General features: G+C 53.0%; 6 protein-coding genes. 2 read left to right on the top strand and 4 right to left on the bottom strand.

The annotated features are described in order from the left end of the window. Positions 1 to 30 precede the first annotated feature (30 nt). A complete protein-coding gene (gene queC / locus IHV80_RS07230) occupies positions 31 to 726 on the top strand; it encodes a 7-cyano-7-deazaguanine synthase QueC (protein WP_192890603.1) in 696 nt (231 codons plus the stop codon). On the opposite strand, the gene IHV80_RS07235 is transcribed toward queC, so the two are convergent. The 4 genes from IHV80_RS07235 to IHV80_RS07250 all read right to left on the bottom strand — a co-directional run bounded on the left by IHV80_RS07235 (position 686) and on the right by IHV80_RS07250 (position 5,294). Further along, complete coding sequence (locus IHV80_RS07235; RefSeq protein WP_192890604.1) at positions 686 to 2,719, bottom strand: diguanylate cyclase; 2,034 nt, start codon at positions 2,717 to 2,719, stop codon at positions 686 to 688. The two genes, queC and IHV80_RS07235, sit on opposite strands and share 41 nt — an antisense overlap. Positions 2,720 to 2,882: 163 nt before the next feature. Next, positions 2,883 to 3,233 (bottom strand): DUF2750 domain-containing protein, encoded by a 351-nt coding sequence (locus IHV80_RS07240; protein WP_010438559.1) that lies wholly within the window; start codon positions 3,231 to 3,233, stop codon positions 2,883 to 2,885. 136 nt (positions 3,234 to 3,369) lie between these two features. Then, positions 3,370 to 3,987, bottom strand: a complete 618-nt coding sequence (locus tag IHV80_RS07245) for an OmpA family protein (RefSeq protein ID WP_192890605.1) — start codon at positions 3,985 to 3,987, stop codon at positions 3,370 to 3,372. Then, positions 3,987 to 5,294 carry a TolC family outer membrane protein gene (locus tag IHV80_RS07250; RefSeq protein ID WP_192890606.1) on the bottom strand — a complete coding sequence of 436 codons (1,308 nt, stop codon included), beginning with the start codon at positions 5,292 to 5,294 and terminating at the stop codon, positions 3,987 to 3,989. The genes IHV80_RS07245 and IHV80_RS07250 overlap by 1 nt, the downstream gene beginning before the upstream one ends. 401 nt (positions 5,295 to 5,695) lie before the next feature. On the opposite strand from IHV80_RS07250, the gene IHV80_RS07255 reads away from it, so the two are divergent. Beyond that, positions 5,696 to 25,777 carry an Ig-like domain-containing protein gene (locus tag IHV80_RS07255; protein WP_192890789.1) on the top strand — a complete coding sequence of 6,694 codons (20,082 nt, stop codon included), beginning with the start codon at positions 5,696 to 5,698 and terminating at the stop codon, positions 25,775 to 25,777. Positions 25,778 to 25,823: the final 46 nt, after the last annotated feature.

The raw sequence follows: 25,823 nt of genomic DNA on the forward strand, positions 1-25,823 counted from the left end.
GCTAGTCGAAGATTTAAGTAAGGATTTAAGATGAAAAAAGCAGTCGTAGTATTCAGTGGCGGTCAAGACTCAACAACGTGTCTTGTTCAAGCATTAAAAGAGTACGATGAAGTTCATGCGATCACGTTTGATTATGGTCAGCGCCACAAATTAGAGATTGAAGTGGCTGAATCATTGTCGAAAGAGCTTGGTGTGAAAGCGCATAAAGTGATGGATGTGACGCTGTTAAACGAGCTAGCGATCAGCTCTCTAACTCGTGATGATATCCCTGTATCACACGAGCTACAAGAGAACGGATTGCCGAACTCGTTTGTTCCTGGTCGTAATATTCTTTTCTTAACTTTGGCAGGTATTTACGCGTACCAAATCGGTGCTGAAACTGTGATTACTGGTGTGTGTGAAACAGACTTCTCTGGCTACCCTGATTGTCGCAATGATTTTGTAAAAGCGATGAATTCTGCGCTTGTACAGGGCATGGACAAGAAGCTTGATATTAAAACACCACTGATGTGGCTGAACAAAGCTGAAACATGGGCGATGGCCGACCAATATTCAGCACTTGAGCTTGTTCGCAATAAAACACTGACTTGCTACAACGGCATCATCGGCGACGGTTGTGGTGATTGTCCTGCATGTGAACTAAGAAAAGTTGGCCTTAACGATTACATAGGTGATCGCGAAGGCATTATGGCTGAGTTGGTTCGCAAACAGGCCGAGAATAAATAACATCAGGTAAGTCGATTGGGTCGTTATAAGCATCGATGATGCAGTTTCGGCCATTACTTTTCGCTTGATAAAGTGCTTGGTCAAGAACCGAATACAAGTCATCAAAGTCACTTAATGCGTCTGAGGTTGCTAGATAAGCAAAACTCGCGGTTACATTGAGTGGCTTTTTGCTTTCTGATAAGAAGACAGTGCTTGATATCGCGTAGTGCAACTCTTCAACACGCTCTCGTACTTCAGAAGGTTTAGTGTCGGTCAGCATGATAAGAAACTCTTCACCGCCTAAGCGGCCAAACAATTCATCAGTCATCAAGTGCTTTCTTATTTGTTGACTAATATGGACGAGTGCTCGATCACCAGTAGGGTGGCCATGTTCGTCATTTATCCTCTTGAACTTATCTAGGTCTAGCAAAACCAGAACGTGTTGCTTATCCGCGCCTTTACAGCGTTTCACTCGTTTGATTCTTCGTATTATTTCGGTGCGGCCGTACGCTTTTGTCATTGCGTCAATTGCTGCTTTTGCGCGAATAGCTTTATTAGTGAATACCATAAAACTTGCCCCACATAACAATAGAATAACAATGATGTTGTAGACCCACTTTTGATGCTCAATTTTTTCGATATGAAGTTGGTCGAGTTTTGCTTGATGTACTAGAAAAGAGTTTTCTAGCTCTTGCTCGTATTTGGCATGGGTGAGATCTAGCGCTTCAAATGCAAGCCGGTTATCGATATCTCGTGCTTCCATTTGTATGGTCGAGTATCGTTGGTAGAAATAGAAAGCCTGCTGGTAATCATTGAGTACTTGATGAATTTCTGAAAGCTGAAGAAGCGCTTGAGCAATGTACTTATGTCTTGTGACTTGCTCGGCTAACTCTAAAGCTTGCTGTGCATAATTCAGCGCTTCCTTCGTTAGTTTTCTTTCTTCGAACATGTCGCTGATTGCTAAGTACGCGTTTATGCGAATAACATCGTTGTTTAGCTCGCTGGAGTCGGACAGAGACTCGACTAAATAGTCTCTCGCCAAATCATAGTCGTTGGTTTGTGTGTAGGCTTTGCCTAAACCAAGGTTTGTCAGAGCGATGCCGTAGTTATGGGATGAGGTACTCAACAGTACTTTGGATTTCTTAAAGTGGGTAATCGCTAGGTCGCTTTGACCTTGACTAAGATACAAATCAGCCAAGCTATGATGTACTTGAGCTTTCATCAAATCTGAAGCGTCGGCTCTGAGTTCGAGCGCTTCTTTTAGATACTGCGCTGATTTATCGTATTGCTTTAGCTCTTTGAGCAAATTACCTACATCGTTATAGATTCCCGAAATATCATGTCCTTGTGGGAACACGTTGATCAGTGCGAGATAAGTACTTAACGCTGCTTGATAGTCGCTACGAAAATGGTGATTGTTGGCGATGACTCGATAAGTTCCAAATTTAGGTAATACTGGATCTGCGATGTCGCGTAGGTCGGATTGAAGCGCAGAGCAGTAATAATTCGCTTGATGGTATTTTGCTTGCTCGTTCAGAGAACGACATAACTGGTACTTTAGTAATGCTTTTCCGGTCAAGTCGCTACGTGATTGCATTTTCGCTAAAAGTGTCAGAAAGCCTTGTTGTGCTTCCTCATATTGGCCTTTGCCGTCTTTCATCAATGCAGAAATAAACGTTGTTTCTATCACTTGGTAGTCGCTGTCGTTTGAAGCGACTCCGTAAAATGGCTGATCGCGGTGGCTCATGTATTGATACAGAAGAGACGCTAGGTAAAGCTTATCCCCATATGCTGTTGAGCTCGTATAACGTGTTTGCAGCATGTTTAATGCGCGCTCAGGGGAGTGATTTAAAGTGGAGAGATAAAGTGCATTCCAATTAGCATTTGGCGTGGTGTTTGCCTCTTGATTAGAGGAACTGATTGGTGAATCGTGGTGACGATCCGGCGTTGATACTTCGCTATAGGAATAAAAGCTAGTGAAAAGCAGAAAGGTAATTAAAACAGAGTGAATCACAAGAAAGTATCAATCAGATAAAGAACGATATTCTATTATTAGTTTGATGTTGCTTCAATTTTTGGATGAGGTTAGTGGGAGGTTGTGCGAGGGAGGTCTCTAATTTATTGAGAGTTATCAGAGGTATATCGGCCGTACGCTTTCGCACGACCGATATTGGAAATTAGATGTATAATTTCGCTAGGTCAGAAGGCTCAAGTTCTTTGCCTTCTAATGTTGCATTCCAGTTAGTACCAACAAGAACGCCGTCTTCAGCAAGAGTCAGTAACCAATCTTCTACAAAGATATCTAGTGGAATTTCTAATACTTCAAAGTCAGCCCACTCTTCAACGTTGTGAGTCTGAGCATCTTCTTTTGAAGACCAAAAAGGCATCACTTCGCTGCTTTCGAATTCACTTGAGTCACATGCTAGCCAACCTTCTTCATTGCGAAGGCCCCATACCAGTTTAGTTTCTTGTGTTTCAGAAACGAAAAGTTCTAGATTTGCTTGAGTATCAGCTGTTAGTTTGCTCATGGATTAATTCTCTATGTTGATAACGAGGCAAGATTAACATTATAGACGGCTTAGGTACATGCTATTCAAGGAATTATCACCATACTGAAACGTTAGCTTAAGATAGCGATTCAGTATGGTGAAAGTAGTTTTGAAGCTACTTTTTGATTTTGGTGAAGATGTGCCACTCTTCTTTTATGTTGCCTTTAAATCCAACAACAGAAGCGACAACTTTTCGGTGAAGTGCGTGATTGATTTGGGTGTCATCACTGCTGAAGTCTGAATCACCGTGACCGACGATATTGACTCTAGACGGTTGAATACCATTGCTGATCAGAGCCCGTTTTACATGAGCAGCGCGCTCTTTTGACAGCTTCAAATTGTGTGCTGCATTGCCCACTTTACTAGCATAACCTTGTAATTCGATACTCGTGCTTTCATAACGCTTCAAAAATGCTGCCATCTGGCGTATTTGCCCAAGAAAGACCGGGTTAATTTCAGTAGAGTTATTGGCGAAGAGTATGTGAAGCTCTTTTTGCTCGGTGGATTCAAAATATGAACCACAACCGTCGTTATCTATTTCAGCGCCAATTTGTGTATCGGCACATAAATCACGAGCATTGATTACGCCATCATTATCATCATCTTGTAGATCGTAGATTTGAGTGACAGGCGGAAGAGCGTGATATTCAAATTCGTCCTCGTTGTTTTCAGCTATAGCGTTGGTAGATACAGCCATGAAGCAAAGCGATAATACTGTGTTGGTAAGCTTCATTAATATTCCACCTTTTCATTCCATTTTTCTGGGGTTTCAACTCGTAAACCGATGAGTAGGTTACCAGTTGCGTTCATTACGCGATATTTTGCGTATTGCTCGTCATACTTAGCATCCAAATAGCCTTTACGAGCTTCAAACAACTCGTTCTCAGTGTTAAGCAAGTCGAGAAGGGTACGTTTACCGATGCGATATTGTTTCTCGTACGAGATAACCGTATCTGATGCCGAATCTACGTGATCTGACAGGAACTCTTTTTGCTGCACAGTTAAATCAAGTGCGCTCCACGAAAGGCGTAAGCTCTCTTCTACATTACGATAAGTGCTCTCGCGAAGATCCTTGGCTTTATTCAATTGGTAGGCTGCACTTTCTGCTCGGTCTTGATCTGAGCCTCCGTTATAGAGGTTATACCTCAAGCGAACCATGGCAGAGAACTCGTCACTGCTACCCGGTGTGCCTCCGGCATCATCACGCCAGGTTTGAGCCGCTTCAAAAGAGACGGTCGGGTAGTTGGTGCTTTTCGATTGTTTGTACTGAAATTTCGCTGAATCCACATCCGCTTGCGCGATCTTAATCACTGGATGTTGATTAAACGCTTTCGCTAATGCGCCATCGACGGTGTAAGGAATTGCGCCAGCATCTGCACGAGGGAAGGTTAATCCTAGCGGAGATTGGCCTACAAGCCTTTTAAATTGAGTGTGGGTATCAAAAAGGTTATTTTGCGCAGCAAGTAAGTTCCCGTGAGCCTTCGCAATACGAGCCTCTACTTGTGACATATCTGCCGTTGAACCAATACCAGACTCAACACGCTTACGAATGTCACTATAAATCTCTTTGTGTGTCGCTAGGTTGTTTTCTGACAGTGACAGCACTTCATAGGCTTTTACTGCATCGAGGTAAACCTTAGTGACTTCTAATGCGATGTCTTGCGCGTTCGATAGCAGTTGATAGCGTACAGATTCTGCATCAGCCGCGGTACGATCGATATCATTTGACGTATTCGCGCCATCCCATATTAGTTGGGTCAACGTAATCGTCGCTTCTTTTCGTGTCAGATCTGTCGTGTTCTGGTTGGTTGCAAGGTCGGTATGTTCGTACCCGATCCCTCCATCTAAGTCTATACTTGGACGATAAGCTCCGCCTGAGGCATCGTTAAGGTAACGCTTACTTACGTATTCATTATACGCACTTTTGATTTCAGGGTTACTTTCTAAAGTAAACGCAACGGCTTGCTCTAAGGTTTGAGCTTTAGTCGGCAAACTCAATACGATAGCTAACCCTAATGTAGTCGTTTGAATCCAATTCAATTTGCATCTCCCCAAAATAGGCCGACATCTAACTCTGCAGTTTGAAAGCTTACATACAAAATTTAGATGAACCGCCAAAAAAATCACGATCGCTAAATTAGCAGTCGTCAATAGTTGTAAAATTGTTAACCGATCGCCGTGCGTTTTATGATGTTTTTAAGCACTTAAATCTTACGTTAATATTCGAATTATCTTGCGCTAACACAATAACTTATATTGATTGATAGAGCACCTAAATTGTCACTTCATGTGATCATTGTCATAGCTATGCATCTGATGTTGTTAAATAGTAGATTCATAACTATGAATTATATGACTTTAGGTGTTATATTTTAACTAATATTATAAATATAATGTCACTATTTTGACGTTACTGACAAAAAATGGTTTTAGGGGTTTATATGGACATGACAACTTTGAATTTGGGCGGTGCCTTAGCACTGGGCCAGCGCATTGTTATCTCGGTAGATGGTACGATTAAAGTCTTAGAAGAAGGCGAGCCACTACAGATTGGGGATGTCGTTCTTGAATCCCAAAATGAACCTAATGCCCCTCAGGTGTCTGCTAAGCGATTTTCACCGGATGATGGTGGTGAAGTGGAACTCGACCAAGATATTGCGGATATTTTTGCCGCATTAGAAGAGGGTCAAGATCCAACAGAATTAGGTGAAGAGTTCGCTACCGCTGCTGGCCAGAATGGCTCAAGCTTAGGAACTAGCGGAACTATCGAGCGAGATGGTGAAGAAACGATTCCTAATACAGAGTTTGTTACTACGGGATTTGAATCGCTTGGCCTATCTCGCACTCAGAGCCTGAGCTTACTTGACGCTTATCGTTCACTCATTGAACCTGCCGTAGCTCAACCAAACACTAACCCACTGTTTGTTGATTCAAATAGTGACGCTATTGGTGACACAATATCTTTTATAACAGATGAAGATACGCCAGTAAGTGGAACCTTGTCGGCTTCAGACGAAGATGGCGATTCTCTGTCTTTCGTTAAAGCTACAGATCCTTCGAACGGCACAGTCGTTGTCGATGAAAGCGGCAACTGGACTTATACACCCAATGAAAACTACAACGGCAATGACAGCTTTACGGTAGAAGTCTCTGACGGCCAAGGCGGCACAGATACAATAACCGTTAATATCGGTGTTACTCCAATTAATGATCTACCTGTCGGTGAAGATGTTTCTGTTACTACAGATGAAGATACCCCAGTCAGCGGTTCCCTCAATGCAACAGACACAGATAATGATCAGTTAACGTTCAGTAAAGGTACAGAACCATCTAATGGTTCTGTAGTCGTCGATGAAAATGGTAACTGGACATATACGCCAAACGAAAACTACAACGGCAGCGATAGCTTTACAGTTGTTGTTGATGATGGCCAAGGTGGTACAGATACGATCACGGTTGATGTAGGTGTTACACCAGTAAATGATCAATCTTCATTTGATGCGCAGACGGTGACGTACGCGGAAAACCAAGTGGCGGGCGCGGTGGTTGGCACCTTGTCAGGCAGCGATCTGGATGGCGTGACCAAATACGAGTTCAAACACAGTGACGGCACATTAAGTATCACCAGTGAAGACGGCTTCTACAGTGTGGATGAGGCCGGTAATATCAGCATCACGGCAGCGGGCGTGGCGGCGGAGGTGAACGACTTCGAGCAAGGCACGAACAGTGGCGATTACCAAATAGTATTAATAGATAACCTACGTAATGTGTCGGAAGCGACAGTGACGCTGAACGAAACGAACGTGAATGACAGCGCGACCGAGTTCACTGAAGAGAGTGATACGTTCGAGTATGCGGAAGGCACGGCAGCGGGCGAGACGCTGGGCACGGTCACGGCGACCGACGCGGATGGCTCAAACATCAGTTACAGCATCGCGGCGGACGACAACGTGTACGCGGCGGATGATGCTGCGAAAGCGAACCCGTTCTACACGGTGGATGCGAACGGTAATGTGAGTCTGACGGCCGCAGGCGCGGCAGCGTTCACCAACGACTACGAGTTAGATAGCAACAGCCACCAAATCACCGTGACGGCGACGGGCACGGACGGTTCGGGTGCTGACACGGTTGATACGATCGTGGTGACGCTGAACGAAACGAACGTGAATGACAGCGCGACCGAGTTCACTGAAGAGAGTGATACGTTCGAGTATGCGGAAGGCACGGCAGCGGGCGAGACGCTGGGCACGGTCACGGCGACCGACGCGGATGGCTCAAACATCAGTTACAGCATCGCGGCGGACGACAACGTGTACGCGGCGGATGATGCTGCGAAAGCGAACCCGTTCTACACGGTGGATGCGAACGGTAATGTGAGTCTGACGGCCGCAGGCGCGGCAGCGTTCACCAACGACTACGAGTTAGATAGCAACAGCCACCAAATCACCGTGACGGCGACGGGCACGGACGGTTCGGGTGCTGACACGGTTGATACGATCGTGGTGACGCTGAACGAAACGAACGTGAATGACAGCGCGACCGAGTTCACTGAAGAGAGTGATACGTTCGAGTATGCGGAAGGCACGGCAGCGGGCGAGACGCTGGGCACGGTCACGGCGACCGACGCGGATGGCTCAAACATCAGTTACAGCATCGCGGCGGACGACAACGTGTACGCGGCGGATGATGCTGCGAAAGCGAACCCGTTCTACACGGTGGATGCGAACGGTAATGTGAGTCTGACGGCCGCAGGCGCGGCAGCGTTCACCAACGACTACGAGTTAGATAGCAACAGCCACCAAATCACCGTGACGGCGACGGGCACGGACGGTTCGGGTGCTGACACGGTTGATACGATCGTGGTGACGCTGAACGAAACGAACGTGAATGACAGCGCGACCGAGTTCACTGAAGAGAGTGATACGTTCGAGTATGCGGAAGGCACGGCAGCGGGCGAGACGCTGGGCACGGTCACGGCGACCGACGCGGATGGCTCAAACATCAGTTACAGCATCGCGGCGGACGACAACGTGTACGCGGCGGATGATGCTGCGAAAGCGAACCCGTTCTACACGGTGGATGCGAACGGTAATGTGAGTCTGACGGCCGCAGGCGCGGCAGCGTTCACCAACGACTACGAGTTAGATAGCAACAGCCACCAAATCACCGTGACGGCGACGGGCACGGACGGTTCGGGTGCTGACACGGTTGATACGATCGTGGTGACGCTGAACGAAACGAACGTGAATGACAGCGCGACCGAGTTCACTGAAGAGAGTGATACGTTCGAGTATGCGGAAGGCACGGCAGCGGGCGAGACGCTGGGCACGGTCACGGCGACCGACGCGGATGGCTCAAACATCAGTTACAGCATCGCGGCGGACGACAACGTGTACGCGGCGGATGATGCTGCGAAAGCGAACCCGTTCTACACGGTGGATGCGAACGGTAATGTGAGTCTGACGGCCGCAGGCGCGGCAGCGTTCACCAACGACTACGAGTTAGATAGCAACAGCCACCAAATCACCGTGACGGCGACGGGCACGGACGGTTCGGGTGCTGACACGGTTGATACGATCGTGGTGACGCTGAACGAAACGAACGTGAATGACAGCGCGACCGAGTTCACTGAAGAGAGTGATACGTTCGAGTATGCGGAAGGCACGGCAGCGGGCGAGACGCTGGGCACGGTCACGGCGACCGACGCGGATGGCTCAAACATCAGTTACAGCATCGCGGCGGACGACAACGTGTACGCGGCGGATGATGCTGCGAAAGCGAACCCGTTCTACACGGTGGATGCGAACGGTAATGTGAGTCTGACGGCCGCAGGCGCGGCAGCGTTCACCAACGACTACGAGTTAGATAGCAACAGCCACCAAATCACCGTGACGGCGACGGGCACGGACGGTTCGGGTGCTGACACGGTTGATACGATCGTGGTGACGCTGAACGAAACGAACGTGAATGACAGCGCGACCGAGTTCACTGAAGAGAGTGATACGTTCGAGTATGCGGAAGGCACGGCAGCGGGCGAGACGCTGGGCACGGTCACGGCGACCGACGCGGATGGCTCAAACATCAGTTACAGCATCGCGGCGGACGACAACGTGTACGCGGCGGATGATGCTGCGAAAGCGAACCCGTTCTACACGGTGGATGCGAACGGTAATGTGAGTCTGACGGCCGCAGGCGCGGCAGCGTTCACCAACGACTACGAGTTAGATAGCAACAGCCACCAAATCACCGTGACGGCGACGGGCACGGACGGTTCGGGTGCTGACACGGTTGATACGATCGTGGTGACGCTGAACGAAACGAACGTGAATGACAGCGCGACCGAGTTCACTGAAGAGAGTGATACGTTCGAGTATGCGGAAGGCACGGCAGCGGGCGAGACGCTGGGCACGGTCACGGCGACCGACGCGGATGGCTCAAACATCAGTTACAGCATCGCGGCGGACGACAACGTGTACGCGGCGGATGATGCTGCGAAAGCGAACCCGTTCTACACGGTGGATGCGAACGGTAATGTGAGTCTGACGGCCGCAGGCGCGGCAGCGTTCACCAACGACTACGAGTTAGATAGCAACAGCCACCAAATCACCGTGACGGCGACGGGCACGGACGGTTCGGGTGCTGACACGGTTGATACGATCGTGGTGACGCTGAACGAAACGAACGTGAATGACAGCGCGACCGAGTTCACTGAAGAGAGTGATACGTTCGAGTATGCGGAAGGCACGGCAGCGGGCGAGACGCTGGGCACGGTCACGGCGACCGACGCGGATGGCTCAAACATCAGTTACAGCATCGCGGCGGACGACAACGTGTACGCGGCGGATGATGCTGCGAAAGCGAACCCGTTCTACACGGTGGATGCGAACGGTAATGTGAGTCTGACGGCCGCAGGCGCGGCAGCGTTCACCAACGACTACGAGTTAGATAGCAACAGCCACCAAATCACCGTGACGGCGACGGGCACGGACGGTTCGGGTGCTGACACGGTTGATACGATCGTGGTGACGCTGAACGAAACGAACGTGAATGACAGCGCGACCGAGTTCACTGAAGAGAGTGATACGTTCGAGTATGCGGAAGGCACGGCAGCGGGCGAGACGCTGGGCACGGTCACGGCGACCGACGCGGATGGCTCAAACATCAGTTACAGCATCGCGGCGGACGACAACGTGTACGCGGCGGATGATGCTGCGAAAGCGAACCCGTTCTACACGGTGGATGCGAACGGTAATGTGAGTCTGACGGCCGCAGGCGCGGCAGCGTTCACCAACGACTACGAGTTAGATAGCAACAGCCACCAAATCACCGTGACGGCGACGGGCACGGACGGTTCGGGTGCTGACACGGTTGATACGATCGTGGTGACGCTGAACGAAACGAACGTGAATGACAGCGCGACCGAGTTCACTGAAGAGAGTGATACGTTCGAGTATGCGGAAGGCACGGCAGCGGGCGAGACGCTGGGCACGGTCACGGCGACCGACGCGGATGGCTCAAACATCAGTTACAGCATCGCGGCGGACGACAACGTGTACGCGGCGGATGATGCTGCGAAAGCGAACCCGTTCTACACGGTGGATGCGAACGGTAATGTGAGTCTGACGGCCGCAGGCGCGGCAGCGTTCACCAACGACTACGAGTTAGATAGCAACAGCCACCAAATCACCGTGACGGCGACGGGCACGGACGGTTCGGGTGCTGACACGGTTGATACGATCGTGGTGACGCTGAACGAAACGAACGTGAATGACAGCGCGACCGAGTTCACTGAAGAGAGTGATACGTTCGAGTATGCGGAAGGCACGGCAGCGGGCGAGACGCTGGGCACGGTCACGGCGACCGACGCGGATGGCTCAAACATCAGTTACAGCATCGCGGCGGACGACAACGTGTACGCGGCGGATGATGCTGCGAAAGCGAACCCGTTCTACACGGTGGATGCGAACGGTAATGTGAGTCTGACGGCCGCAGGCGCGGCAGCGTTCACCAACGACTACGAGTTAGATAGCAACAGCCACCAAATCACCGTGACGGCGACGGGCACGGACGGTTCGGGTGCTGACACGGTTGATACGATCGTGGTGACGCTGAACGAAACGAACGTGAATGACAGCGCGACCGAGTTCACTGAAGAGAGTGATACGTTCGAGTATGCGGAAGGCACGGCAGCGGGCGAGACGCTGGGCACGGTCACGGCGACCGACGCGGATGGCTCAAACATCAGTTACAGCATCGCGGCGGACGACAACGTGTACGCGGCGGATGATGCTGCGAAAGCGAACCCGTTCTACACGGTGGATGCGAACGGTAATGTGAGTCTGACGGCCGCAGGCGCGGCAGCGTTCACCAACGACTACGAGTTAGATAGCAACAGCCACCAAATCACCGTGACGGCGACGGGCACGGACGGTTCGGGTGCTGACACGGTTGATACGATCGTGGTGACGCTGAACGAAACGAACGTGAATGACAGCGCGACCGAGTTCACTGAAGAGAGTGATACGTTCGAGTATGCGGAAGGCACGGCAGCGGGCGAGACGCTGGGCACGGTCACGGCGACCGACGCGGATGGCTCAAACATCAGTTACAGCATCGCGGCGGACGACAACGTGTACGCGGCGGATGATGCTGCGAAAGCGAACCCGTTCTACACGGTGGATGCGAACGGTAATGTGAGTCTGACGGCCGCAGGCGCGGCAGCGTTCACCAACGACTACGAGTTAGATAGCAACAGCCACCAAATCACCGTGACGGCGACGGGCACGGACGGTTCGGGTGCTGACACGGTTGATACGATCGTGGTGACGCTGAACGAAACGAACGTGAATGACAGCGCGACCGAGTTCACTGAAGAGAGTGATACGTTCGAGTATGCGGAAGGCACGGCAGCGGGCGAGACGCTGGGCACGGTCACGGCGACCGACGCGGATGGCTCAAACATCAGTTACAGCATCGCGGCGGACGACAACGTGTACGCGGCGGATGATGCTGCGAAAGCGAACCCGTTCTACACGGTGGATGCGAACGGTAATGTGAGTCTGACGGCCGCAGGCGCGGCAGCGTTCACCAACGACTACGAGTTAGATAGCAACAGCCACCAAATCACCGTGACGGCGACGGGCACGGACGGTTCGGGTGCTGACACGGTTGATACGATCGTGGTGACGCTGAACGAAACGAACGTGAATGACAGCGCGACCGAGTTCACTGAAGAGAGTGATACGTTCGAGTATGCGGAAGGCACGGCAGCGGGCGAGACGCTGGGCACGGTCACGGCGACCGACGCGGATGGCTCAAACATCAGTTACAGCATCGCGGCGGACGACAACGTGTACGCGGCGGATGATGCTGCGAAAGCGAACCCGTTCTACACGGTGGATGCGAACGGTAATGTGAGTCTGACGGCCGCAGGCGCGGCAGCGTTCACCAACGACTACGAGTTAGATAGCAACAGCCACCAAATCACCGTGACGGCGACGGGCACGGACGGTTCGGGTGCTGACACGGTTGATACGATCGTGGTGACGCTGAACGAAACGAACGTGAATGACAGCGCGACCGAGTTCACTGAAGAGAGTGATACGTTCGAGTATGCGGAAGGCACGGCAGCGGGCGAGACGCTGGGCACGGTCACGGCGACCGACGCGGATGGCTCAAACATCAGTTACAGCATCGCGGCGGACGACAACGTGTACGCGGCGGATGATGCTGCGAAAGCGAACCCGTTCTACACGGTGGATGCGAACGGTAATGTGAGTCTGACGGCCGCAGGCGCGGCAGCGTTCACCAACGACTACGAGTTAGATAGCAACAGCCACCAAATCACCGTGACGGCGACGGGCACGGACGGTTCGGGTGCTGACACGGTTGATACGATCGTGGTGACGCTGAACGAAACGAACGTGAATGACAGCGCGACCGAGTTCACTGAAGAGAGTGATACGTTCGAGTATGCGGAAGGCACGGCAGCGGGCGAGACGCTGGGCACGGTCACGGCGACCGACGCGGATGGCTCAAACATCAGTTACAGCATCGCGGCGGACGACAACGTGTACGCGGCGGATGATGCTGCGAAAGCGAACCCGTTCTACACGGTGGATGCGAACGGTAATGTGAGTCTGACGGCCGCAGGCGCGGCAGCGTTCACCAACGACTACGAGTTAGATAGCAACAGCCACCAAATCACCGTGACGGCGACGGGCACGGACGGTTCGGGTGCTGACACGGTTGATACGATCGTGGTGACGCTGAACGAAACGAACGTGAATGACAGCGCGACCGAGTTCACTGAAGAGAGTGATACGTTCGAGTATGCGGAAGGCACGGCAGCGGGCGAGACGCTGGGCACGGTCACGGCGACCGACGCGGATGGCTCAAACATCAGTTACAGCATCGCGGCGGACGACAACGTGTACGCGGCGGATGATGCTGCGAAAGCGAACCCGTTCTACACGGTGGATGCGAACGGTAATGTGAGTCTGACGGCCGCAGGCGCGGCAGCGTTCACCAACGACTACGAGTTAGATAGCAACAGCCACCAAATCACCGTGACGGCGACGGGCACGGACGGTTCGGGTGCTGACACGGTTGATACGATCGTGGTGACGCTGAACGAAACGAACGTGAATGACAGCGCGACCGAGTTCACTGAAGAGAGTGATACGTTCGAGTATGCGGAAGGCACGGCAGCGGGCGAGACGCTGGGCACGGTCACGGCGACCGACGCGGATGGCTCAAACATCAGTTACAGCATCGCGGCGGACGACAACGTGTACGCGGCGGATGATGCTGCGAAAGCGAACCCGTTCTACACGGTGGATGCGAACGGTAATGTGAGTCTGACGGCCGCAGGCGCGGCAGCGTTCACCAACGACTACGAGTTAGATAGCAACAGCCACCAAATCACCGTGACGGCGACGGGCACGGACGGTTCGGGTGCTGACACGGTTGATACGATCGTGGTGACGCTGAACGAAACGAACGTGAATGACAGCGCGACCGAGTTCACTGAAGAGAGTGATACGTTCGAGTATGCGGAAGGCACGGCAGCGGGCGAGACGCTGGGCACGGTCACGGCGACCGACGCGGATGGCTCAAACATCAGTTACAGCATCGCGGCGGACGACAACGTGTACGCGGCGGATGATGCTGCGAAAGCGAACCCGTTCTACACGGTGGATGCGAACGGTAATGTGAGTCTGACGGCCGCAGGCGCGGCAGCGTTCACCAACGACTACGAGTTAGATAGCAACAGCCACCAAATCACCGTGACGGCGACGGGCACGGACGGTTCGGGTGCTGACACGGTTGATACGATCGTGGTGACGCTGAACGAAACGAACGTGAATGACAGCGCGACCGAGTTCACTGAAGAGAGTGATACGTTCGAGTATGCGGAAGGCACGGCAGCGGGCGAGACGCTGGGCACGGTCACGGCGACCGACGCGGATGGCTCAAACATCAGTTACAGCATCGCGGCGGACGACAACGTGTACGCGGCGGATGATGCTGCGAAAGCGAACCCGTTCTACACGGTGGATGCGAACGGTAATGTGAGTCTGACGGCCGCAGGCGCGGCAGCGTTCACCAACGACTACGAGTTAGATAGCAACAGCCACCAAATCACCGTGACGGCGACGGGCACGGACGGTTCGGGTGCTGACACGGTTGATACGATCGTGGTGACGCTGAACGAAACGAACGTGAATGACAGCGCGACCGAGTTCACTGAAGAGAGTGATACGTTCGAGTATGCGGAAGGCACGGCAGCGGGCGAGACGCTGGGCACGGTCACGGCGACCGACGCGGATGGCTCAAACATCAGTTACAGCATCGCGGCGGACGACAACGTGTACGCGGCGGATGATGCTGCGAAAGCGAACCCGTTCTACACGGTGGATGCGAACGGTAATGTGAGTCTGACGGCCGCAGGCGCGGCAGCGTTCACCAACGACTACGAGTTAGATAGCAACAGCCACCAAATCACCGTGACGGCGACGGGCACGGACGGTTCGGGTGCTGACACGGTTGATACGATCGTGGTGACGCTGAACGAAACGAACGTGAATGACAGCGCGACCGAGTTCACTGAAGAGAGTGATACGTTCGAGTATGCGGAAGGCACGGCAGCGGGCGAGACGCTGGGCACGGTCACGGCGACCGACGCGGATGGCTCAAACATCAGTTACAGCATCGCGGCGGACGACAACGTGTACGCGGCGGATGATGCTGCGAAAGCGAACCCGTTCTACACGGTGGATGCGAACGGTAATGTGAGTCTGACGGCCGCAGGCGCGGCAGCGTTCACCAACGACTACGAGTTAGATAGCAACAGCCACCAAATCACCGTGACGGCGACGGGCACGGACGGTTCGGGTGCTGACACGGTTGATACGATCGTGGTGACGCTGAACGAAACGAACGTGAATGACAGCGCGACCGAGTTCACTGAAGAGAGTGATACGTTCGAGTATGCGGAAGGCACGGCAGCGGGCGAGACGCTGGGCACGGTCACGGCGACCGACGCGGATGGCTCAAACATCAGTTACAGCATCGCGGCGGACGACAACGTGTACGCGGCGGATGATGCTGCGAAAGCGAACCCGTTCTACACGGTGGATGCGAACGGTAATGTGAGTCTGACGGCCGCAGGCGCGGCAGCGTTCACCAACGACTACGAGTTAGATAGCAACAGCCACCAAATCACCGTGACGGCGACGGGCACGGACGGTTCGGGTGCTGACACGGTTGATACGATCGTGGTGACGCTGAACGAAACGAACGTGAATGACAGCGCGACCGAGTTCACTGAAGAGAGTGATACGTTCGAGTATGCGGAAGGCACGGCAGCGGGCGAGACGCTGGGCACGGTCACGGCGACCGACGCGGATGGCTCAAACATCAGTTACAGCATCGCGGCGGACGACAACGTGTACGCGGCGGATGATGCTGCGAAAGCGAACCCGTTCTACACGGTGGATGCGAACGGTAATGTGAGTCTGACGGCCGCAGGCGCGGCAGCGTTCACCAACGACTACGAGTTAGATAGCAACAGCCACCAAATCACCGTGACGGCGACGGGCACGGACGGTTCGGGTGCTGACACGGTTGATACGATCGTGGTGACGCTGAACGAAACGAACGTGAATGACAGCGCGACCGAGTTCACTGAAGAGAGTGATACGTTCGAGTATGCGGAAGGCACGGCAGCGGGCGAGACGCTGGGCACGGTCACGGCGACCGACGCGGATGGCTCAAACATCAGTTACAGCATCGCGGCGGACGACAACGTGTACGCGGCGGATGATGCTGCGAAAGCGAACCCGTTCTACACGGTGGATGCGAACGGTAATGTGAGTCTGACGGCCGCAGGCGCGGCAGCGTTCACCAACGACTACGAGTTAGATAGCAACAGCCACCAAATCACCGTGACGGCGACGGGCACGGACGGTTCGGGTGCTGACACGGTTGATACGATCGTGGTGACGCTGAACGAAACGAACGTGAATGACAGCGCGACCGAGTTCACTGAAGAGAGTGATACGTTCGAGTATGCGGAAGGCACGGCAGCGGGCGAGACGCTGGGCACGGTCACGGCGACCGACGCGGATGGCTCAAACATCAGTTACAGCATCGCGGCGGACGACAACGTGTACGCGGCGGATGATGCTGCGAAAGCGAACCCGTTCTACACGGTGGATGCGAACGGTAATGTGAGTCTGACGGCCGCAGGCGCGGCAGCGTTCACCAACGACTACGAGTTAGATAGCAACAGCCACCAAATCACCGTGACGGCGACGGGCACGGACGGTTCGGGTGCTGACACGGTTGATACGATCGTGGTGACGCTGAACGAAACGAACGTGAATGACAGCGCGACCGAGTTCACTGAAGAGAGTGATACGTTCGAGTATGCGGAAGGCACGGCAGCGGGCGAGACGCTGGGCACGGTCACGGCGACCGACGCGGATGGCTCAAACATCAGTTACAGCATCGCGGCGGACGACAACGTGTACGCGGCGGATGATGCTGCGAAAGCGAACCCGTTCTACACGGTGGATGCGAACGGTAATGTGAGTCTGACGGCCGCAGGCGCGGCAGCGTTCACCAACGACTACGAGTTAGATAGCAACAGCCACCAAATCACCGTGACGGCGACGGGCACGGACGGTTCGGGTGCTGACACGGTTGATACGATCGTGGTGACGCTGAACGAAACGAACGTGAATGACAGCGCGACCGAGTTCACTGAAGAGAGTGATACGTTCGAGTATGCGGAAGGCACGGCAGCGGGCGAGACGCTGGGCACGGTCACGGCGACCGACGCGGATGGCTCAAACATCAGTTACAGCATCGCGGCGGACGACAACGTGTACGCGGCGGATGATGCTGCGAAAGCGAACCCGTTCTACACGGTGGATGCGAACGGTAATGTGAGTCTGACGGCCGCAGGCGCGGCAGCGTTCACCAACGACTACGAGTTAGATAGCAACAGCCACCAAATCACCGTGACGGCGACGGGCACGGACGGTTCGGGTGCTGACACGGTTGATACGATCGTGGTGACGCTGAACGAAACGAACGTGAATGACAGCGCGACCGAGTTCACTGAAGAGAGTGATACGTTCGAGTATGCGGAAGGCACGGCAGCGGGCGAGACGCTGGGCACGGTCACGGCGACCGACGCGGATGGCTCAAACATCAGTTACAGCATCGCGGCGGACGACAACGTGTACGCGGCGGATGATGCTGCGAAAGCGAACCCGTTCTACACGGTGGATGCGAACGGTAATGTGAGTCTGACGGCCGCAGGCGCGGCAGCGTTCACCAACGACTACGAGTTAGATAGCAACAGCCACCAAATCACCGTGACGGCGACGGGCACGGACGGTTCGGGTGCTGACACGGTTGATACGATCGTGGTGACGCTGAACGAAACGAACGTGAATGACAGCGCGACCGAGTTCACTGAAGAGAGTGATACGTTCGAGTATGCGGAAGGCACGGCAGCGGGCGAGACGCTGGGCACGGTCACGGCGACCGACGCGGATGGCTCAAACATCAGTTACAGCATCGCGGCGGACGACAACGTGTACGCGGCGGATGATGCTGCGAAAGCGAACCCGTTCTACACGGTGGATGCGAACGGTAATGTGAGTCTGACGGCCGCAGGCGCGGCAGCGTTCACCAACGACTACGAGTTAGATAGCAACAGCCACCAAATCACCGTGACGGCGACGGGCACGGACGGTTCGGGTGCTGACACGGTTGATACGATCGTGGTGACGCTGAACGAAACGAACGTGAATGACAGCGCGACCGAGTTCACTGAAGAGAGTGATACGTTCGAGTATGCGGAAGGCACGGCAGCGGGCGAGACGCTGGGCACGGTCACGGCGACCGACGCGGATGGCTCAAACATCAGTTACAGCATCGCGGCGGACGACAACGTGTACGCGGCGGATGATGCTGCGAAAGCGAACCCGTTCTACACGGTGGATGCGAACGGTAATGTGAGTCTGACGGCCGCAGGCGCGGCAGCGTTCACCAACGACTACGAGTTAGATAGCAACAGCCACCAAATCACCGTGACGGCGACGGGCACGGACGGTTCGGGTGCTGACACGGTTGATACGATCGTGGTGACGCTGAACGAAACGAACGTGAATGACAGCGCGACCGAGTTCACTGAAGAGAGTGATACGTTCGAGTATGCGGAAGGCACGGCAGCGGGCGAGACGCTGGGCACGGTCACGGCGACCGACGCGGATGGCTCAAACATCAGTTACAGCATCGCGGCGGACGACAACGTGTACGCGGCGGATGATGCTGCGAAAGCGAACCCGTTCTACACGGTGGATGCGAACGGTAATGTGAGTCTGACGGCCGCAGGCGCGGCAGCGTTCACCAACGACTACGAGTTAGATAGCAACAGCCACCAAATCACCGTGACGGCGACGGGCACGGACGGTTCGGGTGCTGACACGGTTGATACGATCGTGGTGACGCTGAACGAAACGAACGTGAATGACAGCGCGACCGAGTTCACTGAAGAGAGTGATACGTTCGAGTATGCGGAAGGCACGGCAGCGGGCGAGACGCTGGGCACGGTCACGGCGACCGACGCGGATGGCTCAAACATCAGTTACAGCATCGCGGCGGACGACAACGTGTACGCGGCGGATGATGCTGCGAAAGCGAACCCGTTCTACACGGTGGATGCGAACGGTAATGTGAGTCTGACGGCCGCAGGCGCGGCAGCGTTCACCAACGACTACGAGTTAGATAGCAACAGCCACCAAATCACCGTGACGGCGACGGGCACGGACGGTTCGGGTGCTGACACGGTTGATACGATCGTGGTGACGCTGAACGAAACGAACGTGAATGACAGCGCGACCGAGTTCACTGAAGAGAGTGATACGTTCGAGTATGCGGAAGGCACGGCAGCGGGCGAGACGCTGGGCACGGTCACGGCGACCGACGCGGATGGCTCAAACATCAGTTACAGCATCGCGGCGGACGACAACGTGTACGCGGCGGATGATGCTGCGAAAGCGAACCCGTTCTACACGGTGGATGCGAACGGTAATGTGAGTCTGACGGCCGCAGGCGCGGCAGCGTTCACCAACGACTACGAGTTAGATAGCAACAGCCACCAAATCACCGTGACGGCGACGGGCACGGACGGTTCGGGTGCTGACACGGTTGATACGATCGTGGTGACGCTGAACGAAACGAACGTGAATGACAGCGCGACCGAGTTCACTGAAGAGAGTGATACGTTCGAGTATGCGGAAGGCACGGCAGCGGGCGAGACGCTGGGCACGGTCACGGCGACCGACGCGGATGGCTCAAACATCAGTTACAGCATCGCGGCGGACGACAACGTGTACGCGGCGGATGATGCTGCGAAAGCGAACCCGTTCTACACGGTGGATGCGAACGGTAATGTGAGTCTGACGGCCGCAGGCGCGGCAGCGTTCACCAACGACTACGAGTTAGATAGCAACAGCCACCAAATCACCGTGACGGCGACGGGCACGGACGGTTCGGGTGCTGACACGGTTGATACGATCGTGGTGACGCTGAACGAAACGAACGTGAATGACAGCGCGACCGAGTTCACTGAAGAGAGTGATACGTTCGAGTATGCGGAAGGCACGGCAGCGGGCGAGACGCTGGGCACGGTCACGGCGACCGACGCGGATGGCTCAAACATCAGTTACAGCATCGCGGCGGACGACAACGTGTACGCGGCGGATGATGCTGCGAAAGCGAACCCGTTCTACACGGTGGATGCGAACGGTAATGTGAGTCTGACGGCCGCAGGCGCGGCAGCGTTCACCAACGACTACGAGTTAGATAGCAACAGCCACCAAATCACCGTGACGGCGACGGGCACGGACGGTTCGGGTGCTGACACGGTTGATACGATCGTGGTGACGCTGAACGAAACGAACGTGAATGACAGCGCGACCGAGTTCACTGAAGAGAGTGATACGTTCGAGTATGCGGAAGGCACGGCAGCGGGCGAGACGCTGGGCACGGTCACGGCGACCGACGCGGATGGCTCAAACATCAGTTACAGCATCGCGGCGGACGACAACGTGTACGCGGCGGATGATGCTGCGAAAGCGAACCCGTTCTACACGGTGGATGCGAACGGTAATGTGAGTCTGACGGCCGCAGGCGCGGCAGCGTTCACCAACGACTACGAGTTAGATAGCAACAGCCACCAAATCACCGTGACGGCGACGGGCACGGACGGTTCGGGTGCTGACACGGTTGATACGATCGTGGTGACGCTGAACGAAACGAACGTGAATGACAGCGCGACCGAGTTCACTGAAGAGAGTGATACGTTCGAGTATGCGGAAGGCACGGCAGCGGGCGAGACGCTGGGCACGGTCACGGCGACCGACGCGGATGGCTCAAACATCAGTTACAGCATCGCGGCGGACGACAACGTGTACGCGGCGGATGATGCTGCGAAAGCGAACCCGTTCTACACGGTGGATGCGAACGGTAATGTGAGTCTGACGGCCGCAGGCGCGGCAGCGTTCACCAACGACTACGAGTTAGATAGCAACAGCCACCAAATCACCGTGACGGCGACGGGCACGGACGGTTCGGGTGCTGACACGGTTGATACGATCGTGGTGACGCTGAACGAAACGAACGTGAATGACAGCGCGACCGAGTTCACTGAAGAGAGTGATACGTTCGAGTATGCGGAAGGCACGGCAGCGGGCGAGACGCTGGGCACGGTCACGGCGACCGACGCGGATGGCTCAAACATCAGTTACAGCATCGCGGCGGACGACAACGTGTACGCGGCGGATGATGCTGCGAAAGCGAACCCGTTCTACACGGTGGATGCGAACGGTAATGTGAGTCTGACGGCCGCAGGCGCGGCAGCGTTCACCAACGACTACGAGTTAGATAGCAACAGCCACCAAATCACCGTGACGGCGACGGGCACGGACGGTTCGGGTGCTGACACGGTTGATACGATCGTGGTGACGCTGAACGAAACGAACGTGAATGACAGCGCGACCGAGTTCACTGAAGAGAGTGATACGTTCGAGTATGCGGAAGGCACGGCAGCGGGCGAGACGCTGGGCACGGTCACGGCGACCGACGCGGATGGCTCAAACATCAGTTACAGCATCGCGGCGGACGACAACGTGTACGCGGCGGATGATGCTGCGAAAGCGAACCCGTTCTACACGGTGGATGCGAACGGTAATGTGAGTCTGACGGCCGCAGGCGCGGCAGCGTTCACCAACGACTACGAGTTAGATAGCAACAGCCACCAAATCACCGTGACGGCGACGGGCACGGACGGTTCGGGTGCTGACACGGTTGATACGATCGTGGTGACGCTGAACGAAACGAACGTGAATGAAGCCCCGGAAGCCGAAGACTTCACCGAAATAACGGAAAACAGCGTAACTACCGTAGACTTTGCTCCTCACACGAGTGATGAAGAAGATGATGCAGCTGGTATTGAGACTTCCGTTATTGTCGAAAGTGATCCTATATGGGGTACTTTGTATGAGGTCGCGGATGATGGGACCAAAACTGAGGTTGTTATAGGCCAAGAGTATGGTGATGCTGATAACTTTGAGTATGTTGTCGATTCTAATGTCGCGGAACAACTTAGCTTTAGCGCAGCTGATCTTGCATCGTCAATAGACACATCAACCGGCAGTACGTCAATCAGTTATTTTAATGACATGATCACCATTTCTGCAGGTACTTATACTGGCAACAGTCCAGTTGGTTCTGATGTAGTGGCTAACCCTGGCGTTTACCTTAATTATGATGGTGCGGGCTCTGAAGACGGTTTTGGTGTTTCGACGAGTAAATCGGGAAGCAGTGAATTAGATGTAACCTCAAAAGAATTTATCTCTGTCGACTTTGCGAATAGTGGCGCAGAAATACTATCGGCGGATTTGAGTTTTGGTAGTGCCTACGGGAACTACAATGCCAATAGCAGTGCCGATGGTGAGATTAATGTTGTTGCACTCGATGCATTAGGTAACGTAGTTGGAACATTCAATTTCAATACCGAAAACGGCTCAAATTCTGGAGATGAATATACGCTTTCAATAGACAGTGACGGGCATGCTGTAGTGAACGTTTCCATCCCTGATGGCAATGGCGGATTTATTCCCTTTACTGAGCTTAGGGTATTTATGACTCAAGACGGTTCTGCAAACCCAAATCGGAATTCGAACCTTACATTCCAAGGTGTAGACGTCGTTGATGCTAAAGTAACAGAAACGATTGATTACAAAGTAGAAGACTCTACTGATTTAGAAAGTGATCCTGCACAAGTAACTATTGTCACTGATTCAATCGTAACCCCATCACCTGTAGTGACGGATATTTCTAGAGATTTTTCCGAAGATACAGGAACGGCGCAAACAGTTACTGGGAATATAGATGTTCTGTATGCCGACGCCATTATTTTGCAAACACCTTCAGAAAATTATACTTCGGGTGGGCAAGACATAACTTGGTCCTCTTCGAATGGAGGCCAAACATTAATTGGTAGCGCTAATGGTTCCGCGATCATAACTGCAGTCATCGACGATGCTGGTAATTATTCCGTGATTTTTGATGGTCCAATTGATCACTTAGATGGAAATACGACTTTAGATGAAATGACCGTTGATATTGGGGTCGTAGCGACTAATGACGTAGGTACTGAAACTGGCTCAATCTCACTTGTCATTGATGACGATGTTCCATTGGCTCAGGCTATAATCAACGATCTTCAGCCATCTGCAAAAGCAGGTGCTAACGTTCAACTTATCCTAGATGTATCAGGCTCTATGGCTTGGGATTCAGTTACGGGTCAAAGCACTATTACGAACGAGTCTAGATTGTCGATTATGCAAGACGCAGCTAAACAGTTGTTAGCTGAGTATCAAAGCTTAGGTATTACACAAGTCCAAATCGTTACCTTCTCAAGTAGTTCAGATGCTCAGAACGGAGCAAGTGGCAGTAGCTGGATGTCTGTTTCTGAGGCCATTGACGTTATCGATAATTTGGCTGCAGGCGGGGGCACTTATTACGACACTGCACTAGATGCTGCGATGGATCATTGGGACGACTCGGGCAAGGTCGATGGTAATCCTTCTAATATCACGTATTTCTTGTCGGATGGCTCTCCGAATTCAGGGGGAACTTTGAGTGCTTCAGAGAAAACTGAGTGGGAAGATTTTGTTGATGCTAAGGATATCACTGCGCTTGCTTACGGTATGGGGGAGGCGGTTCCAATCTCTTACCTAGAAGATATTGCTTATAACGGGGCCACGGACAGTGAAATTGGTGCGGTAGTTGTTCCTGATATTACTCAGTTACCTCCTGTTATTCTTCAGTCGGTTATCGACCCTATTTCCGGTGAGGTTGTGAACGATGGAAGTAACGGATCTATCGGTGGGTTTGGTGCTGATGGTGGATACGTATCTGAAGTGAACTACGGTGGAGTATCAGTTTCCTATGATGGTAGTACGGTCTCTGTATCAGGCATCGAATCAGGAGTTAGCACAGCAATTGATGGCAGTGAGATATCTATCTTTATCGATAATAGTCATACTTTAGTATTGAATATGGCTTCGGGATCTTATCAGTTCTTTGCTGCCGTTGTTGAGAGTGACATTTCTTTAGGCTTTAACTATGAACTGTCAGATTGGGATCACGATACCAGTGGCAGCACCTTAACTTTCAATATTAGTGCACCAATTCTTGACGCGAATAATGATTCTGTAACGACAGAAGAGTTTATTCCAATCTTGGTTGATGTTCTCGCCAACGACTATAATCCGCATGCGCTTACGTCAGAGCTAACTTTGTCAGATGTTAGTTTAGTGAATCCTTCTCAAGGAACGGTGTCCATTGTTGATGGTAAGGTATTATTTATCCCTGACGCTTCCCTTAACAATGGTGATGTAGTTCAAGTGAGTTATACCGCGGTTGATGTCAATGGGAATAGTGATACTGCAATAGTAGAAATCACAATTGCAGACAATTCTGGTAACGTTATTTCAGTAGAGGGTGATAACAACGATGCTGTCTATATGTCTGGAGTTACTCCCTCTATATCGGTTCAATCTGGATCAACCGTTACCGTGAATGGTATGTCTTATGGGTTTGGAGTATGGACATTCCCAGCGGCTGCTATGTTAGCTGATGCTATTGTAACGTATGGCGGGAATGATCACGTTGAAGCAGGGGTTGGTAACGACGTGATTTGGTTGGGTGATAGTGGAAGCAATGATACTTTTGTTCAGAGTACTGCAACTGCGTTTGTTGAAGGTAGTATCGGTTATGTTTATCAAGGAGCATCAGAAGATGGTGATTTGAAATCACCTTACTCGGCACCAAACTGGGCTGATGTAGCTCAAGGCGCTAGTGGGGATGATTTCATATTTGGTGAGTCAGGAATTGACCTGATTTCAGGTGGTTCTGGTAATGACTACTTGGATGGTGGATCTGACAATGACTATATCCGAGCTGGTAGTGGCAATGATATTGTTATTGGTGGGTCAGGAGACGACCATCTAAGAGGAGAGGTTGGTGATGATATCCTGATTGGCGGTCTTGGTAACGATATTCTTACGGGTGATGAAGGCGATGACCTGTTCCAATGGGTTGACCAGCCTTTCCAAGGTGATGTTGATACTATTACTGATTTTGCTTTAGGTGAAGACCACCTAGATATTTCACAATTACTGCCTACTGAGAATACAATGTCAGATCTACTTGAGCATATCACTATTGAGAAAGTCGATAATGGTGGCGGAGATAAAGATTTGGTCATAACAATTTCTGAAGGTGCGAGTAATAGCGGCCAGACACAAACTATCGTGCTTGATAACACCGGCAATCAGTTTGATTCGGTGAATGCTCAAGGTGATGGAAGCGTAATAAGCAGTGACTTAAGCAACTTAGTTAATCAGTTGTTCGTCAACCTACCAGACCAATAACAAAAAAGGGCCGAAAGGCCCTTTTTTAATACGTCTAATTAGCTAT

This window comes from Vibrio bathopelagicus (assembly GCF_014879975.1).
GTDB classification, from domain to species: Bacteria; Pseudomonadota; Gammaproteobacteria; order Enterobacterales; family Vibrionaceae; genus Vibrio; species Vibrio bathopelagicus.

What these genes read in the sequence shown, in the direction of transcription:
- IHV80_RS07255 (WP_192890789.1), top strand. Translation starts at nt 5,696, where the DNA reads ATGGACATGACAACTTTGAATTTGGGCGGTGCCTTAGCACTGGGCCAG.
- IHV80_RS07240 (WP_010438559.1), bottom strand. Translation starts at nt 3,233, where the DNA reads ATGAGCAAACTAACAGCTGATACTCAAGCAAATCTAGAACTTTTCGTT.
- queC (WP_192890603.1), top strand. Translation starts at nt 31, where the DNA reads ATGAAAAAAGCAGTCGTAGTATTCAGTGGCGGTCAAGACTCAACAACG.
- IHV80_RS07245 (WP_192890605.1), bottom strand. Translation starts at nt 3,987, where the DNA reads ATGAAGCTTACCAACACAGTATTATCGCTTTGCTTCATGGCTGTATCT.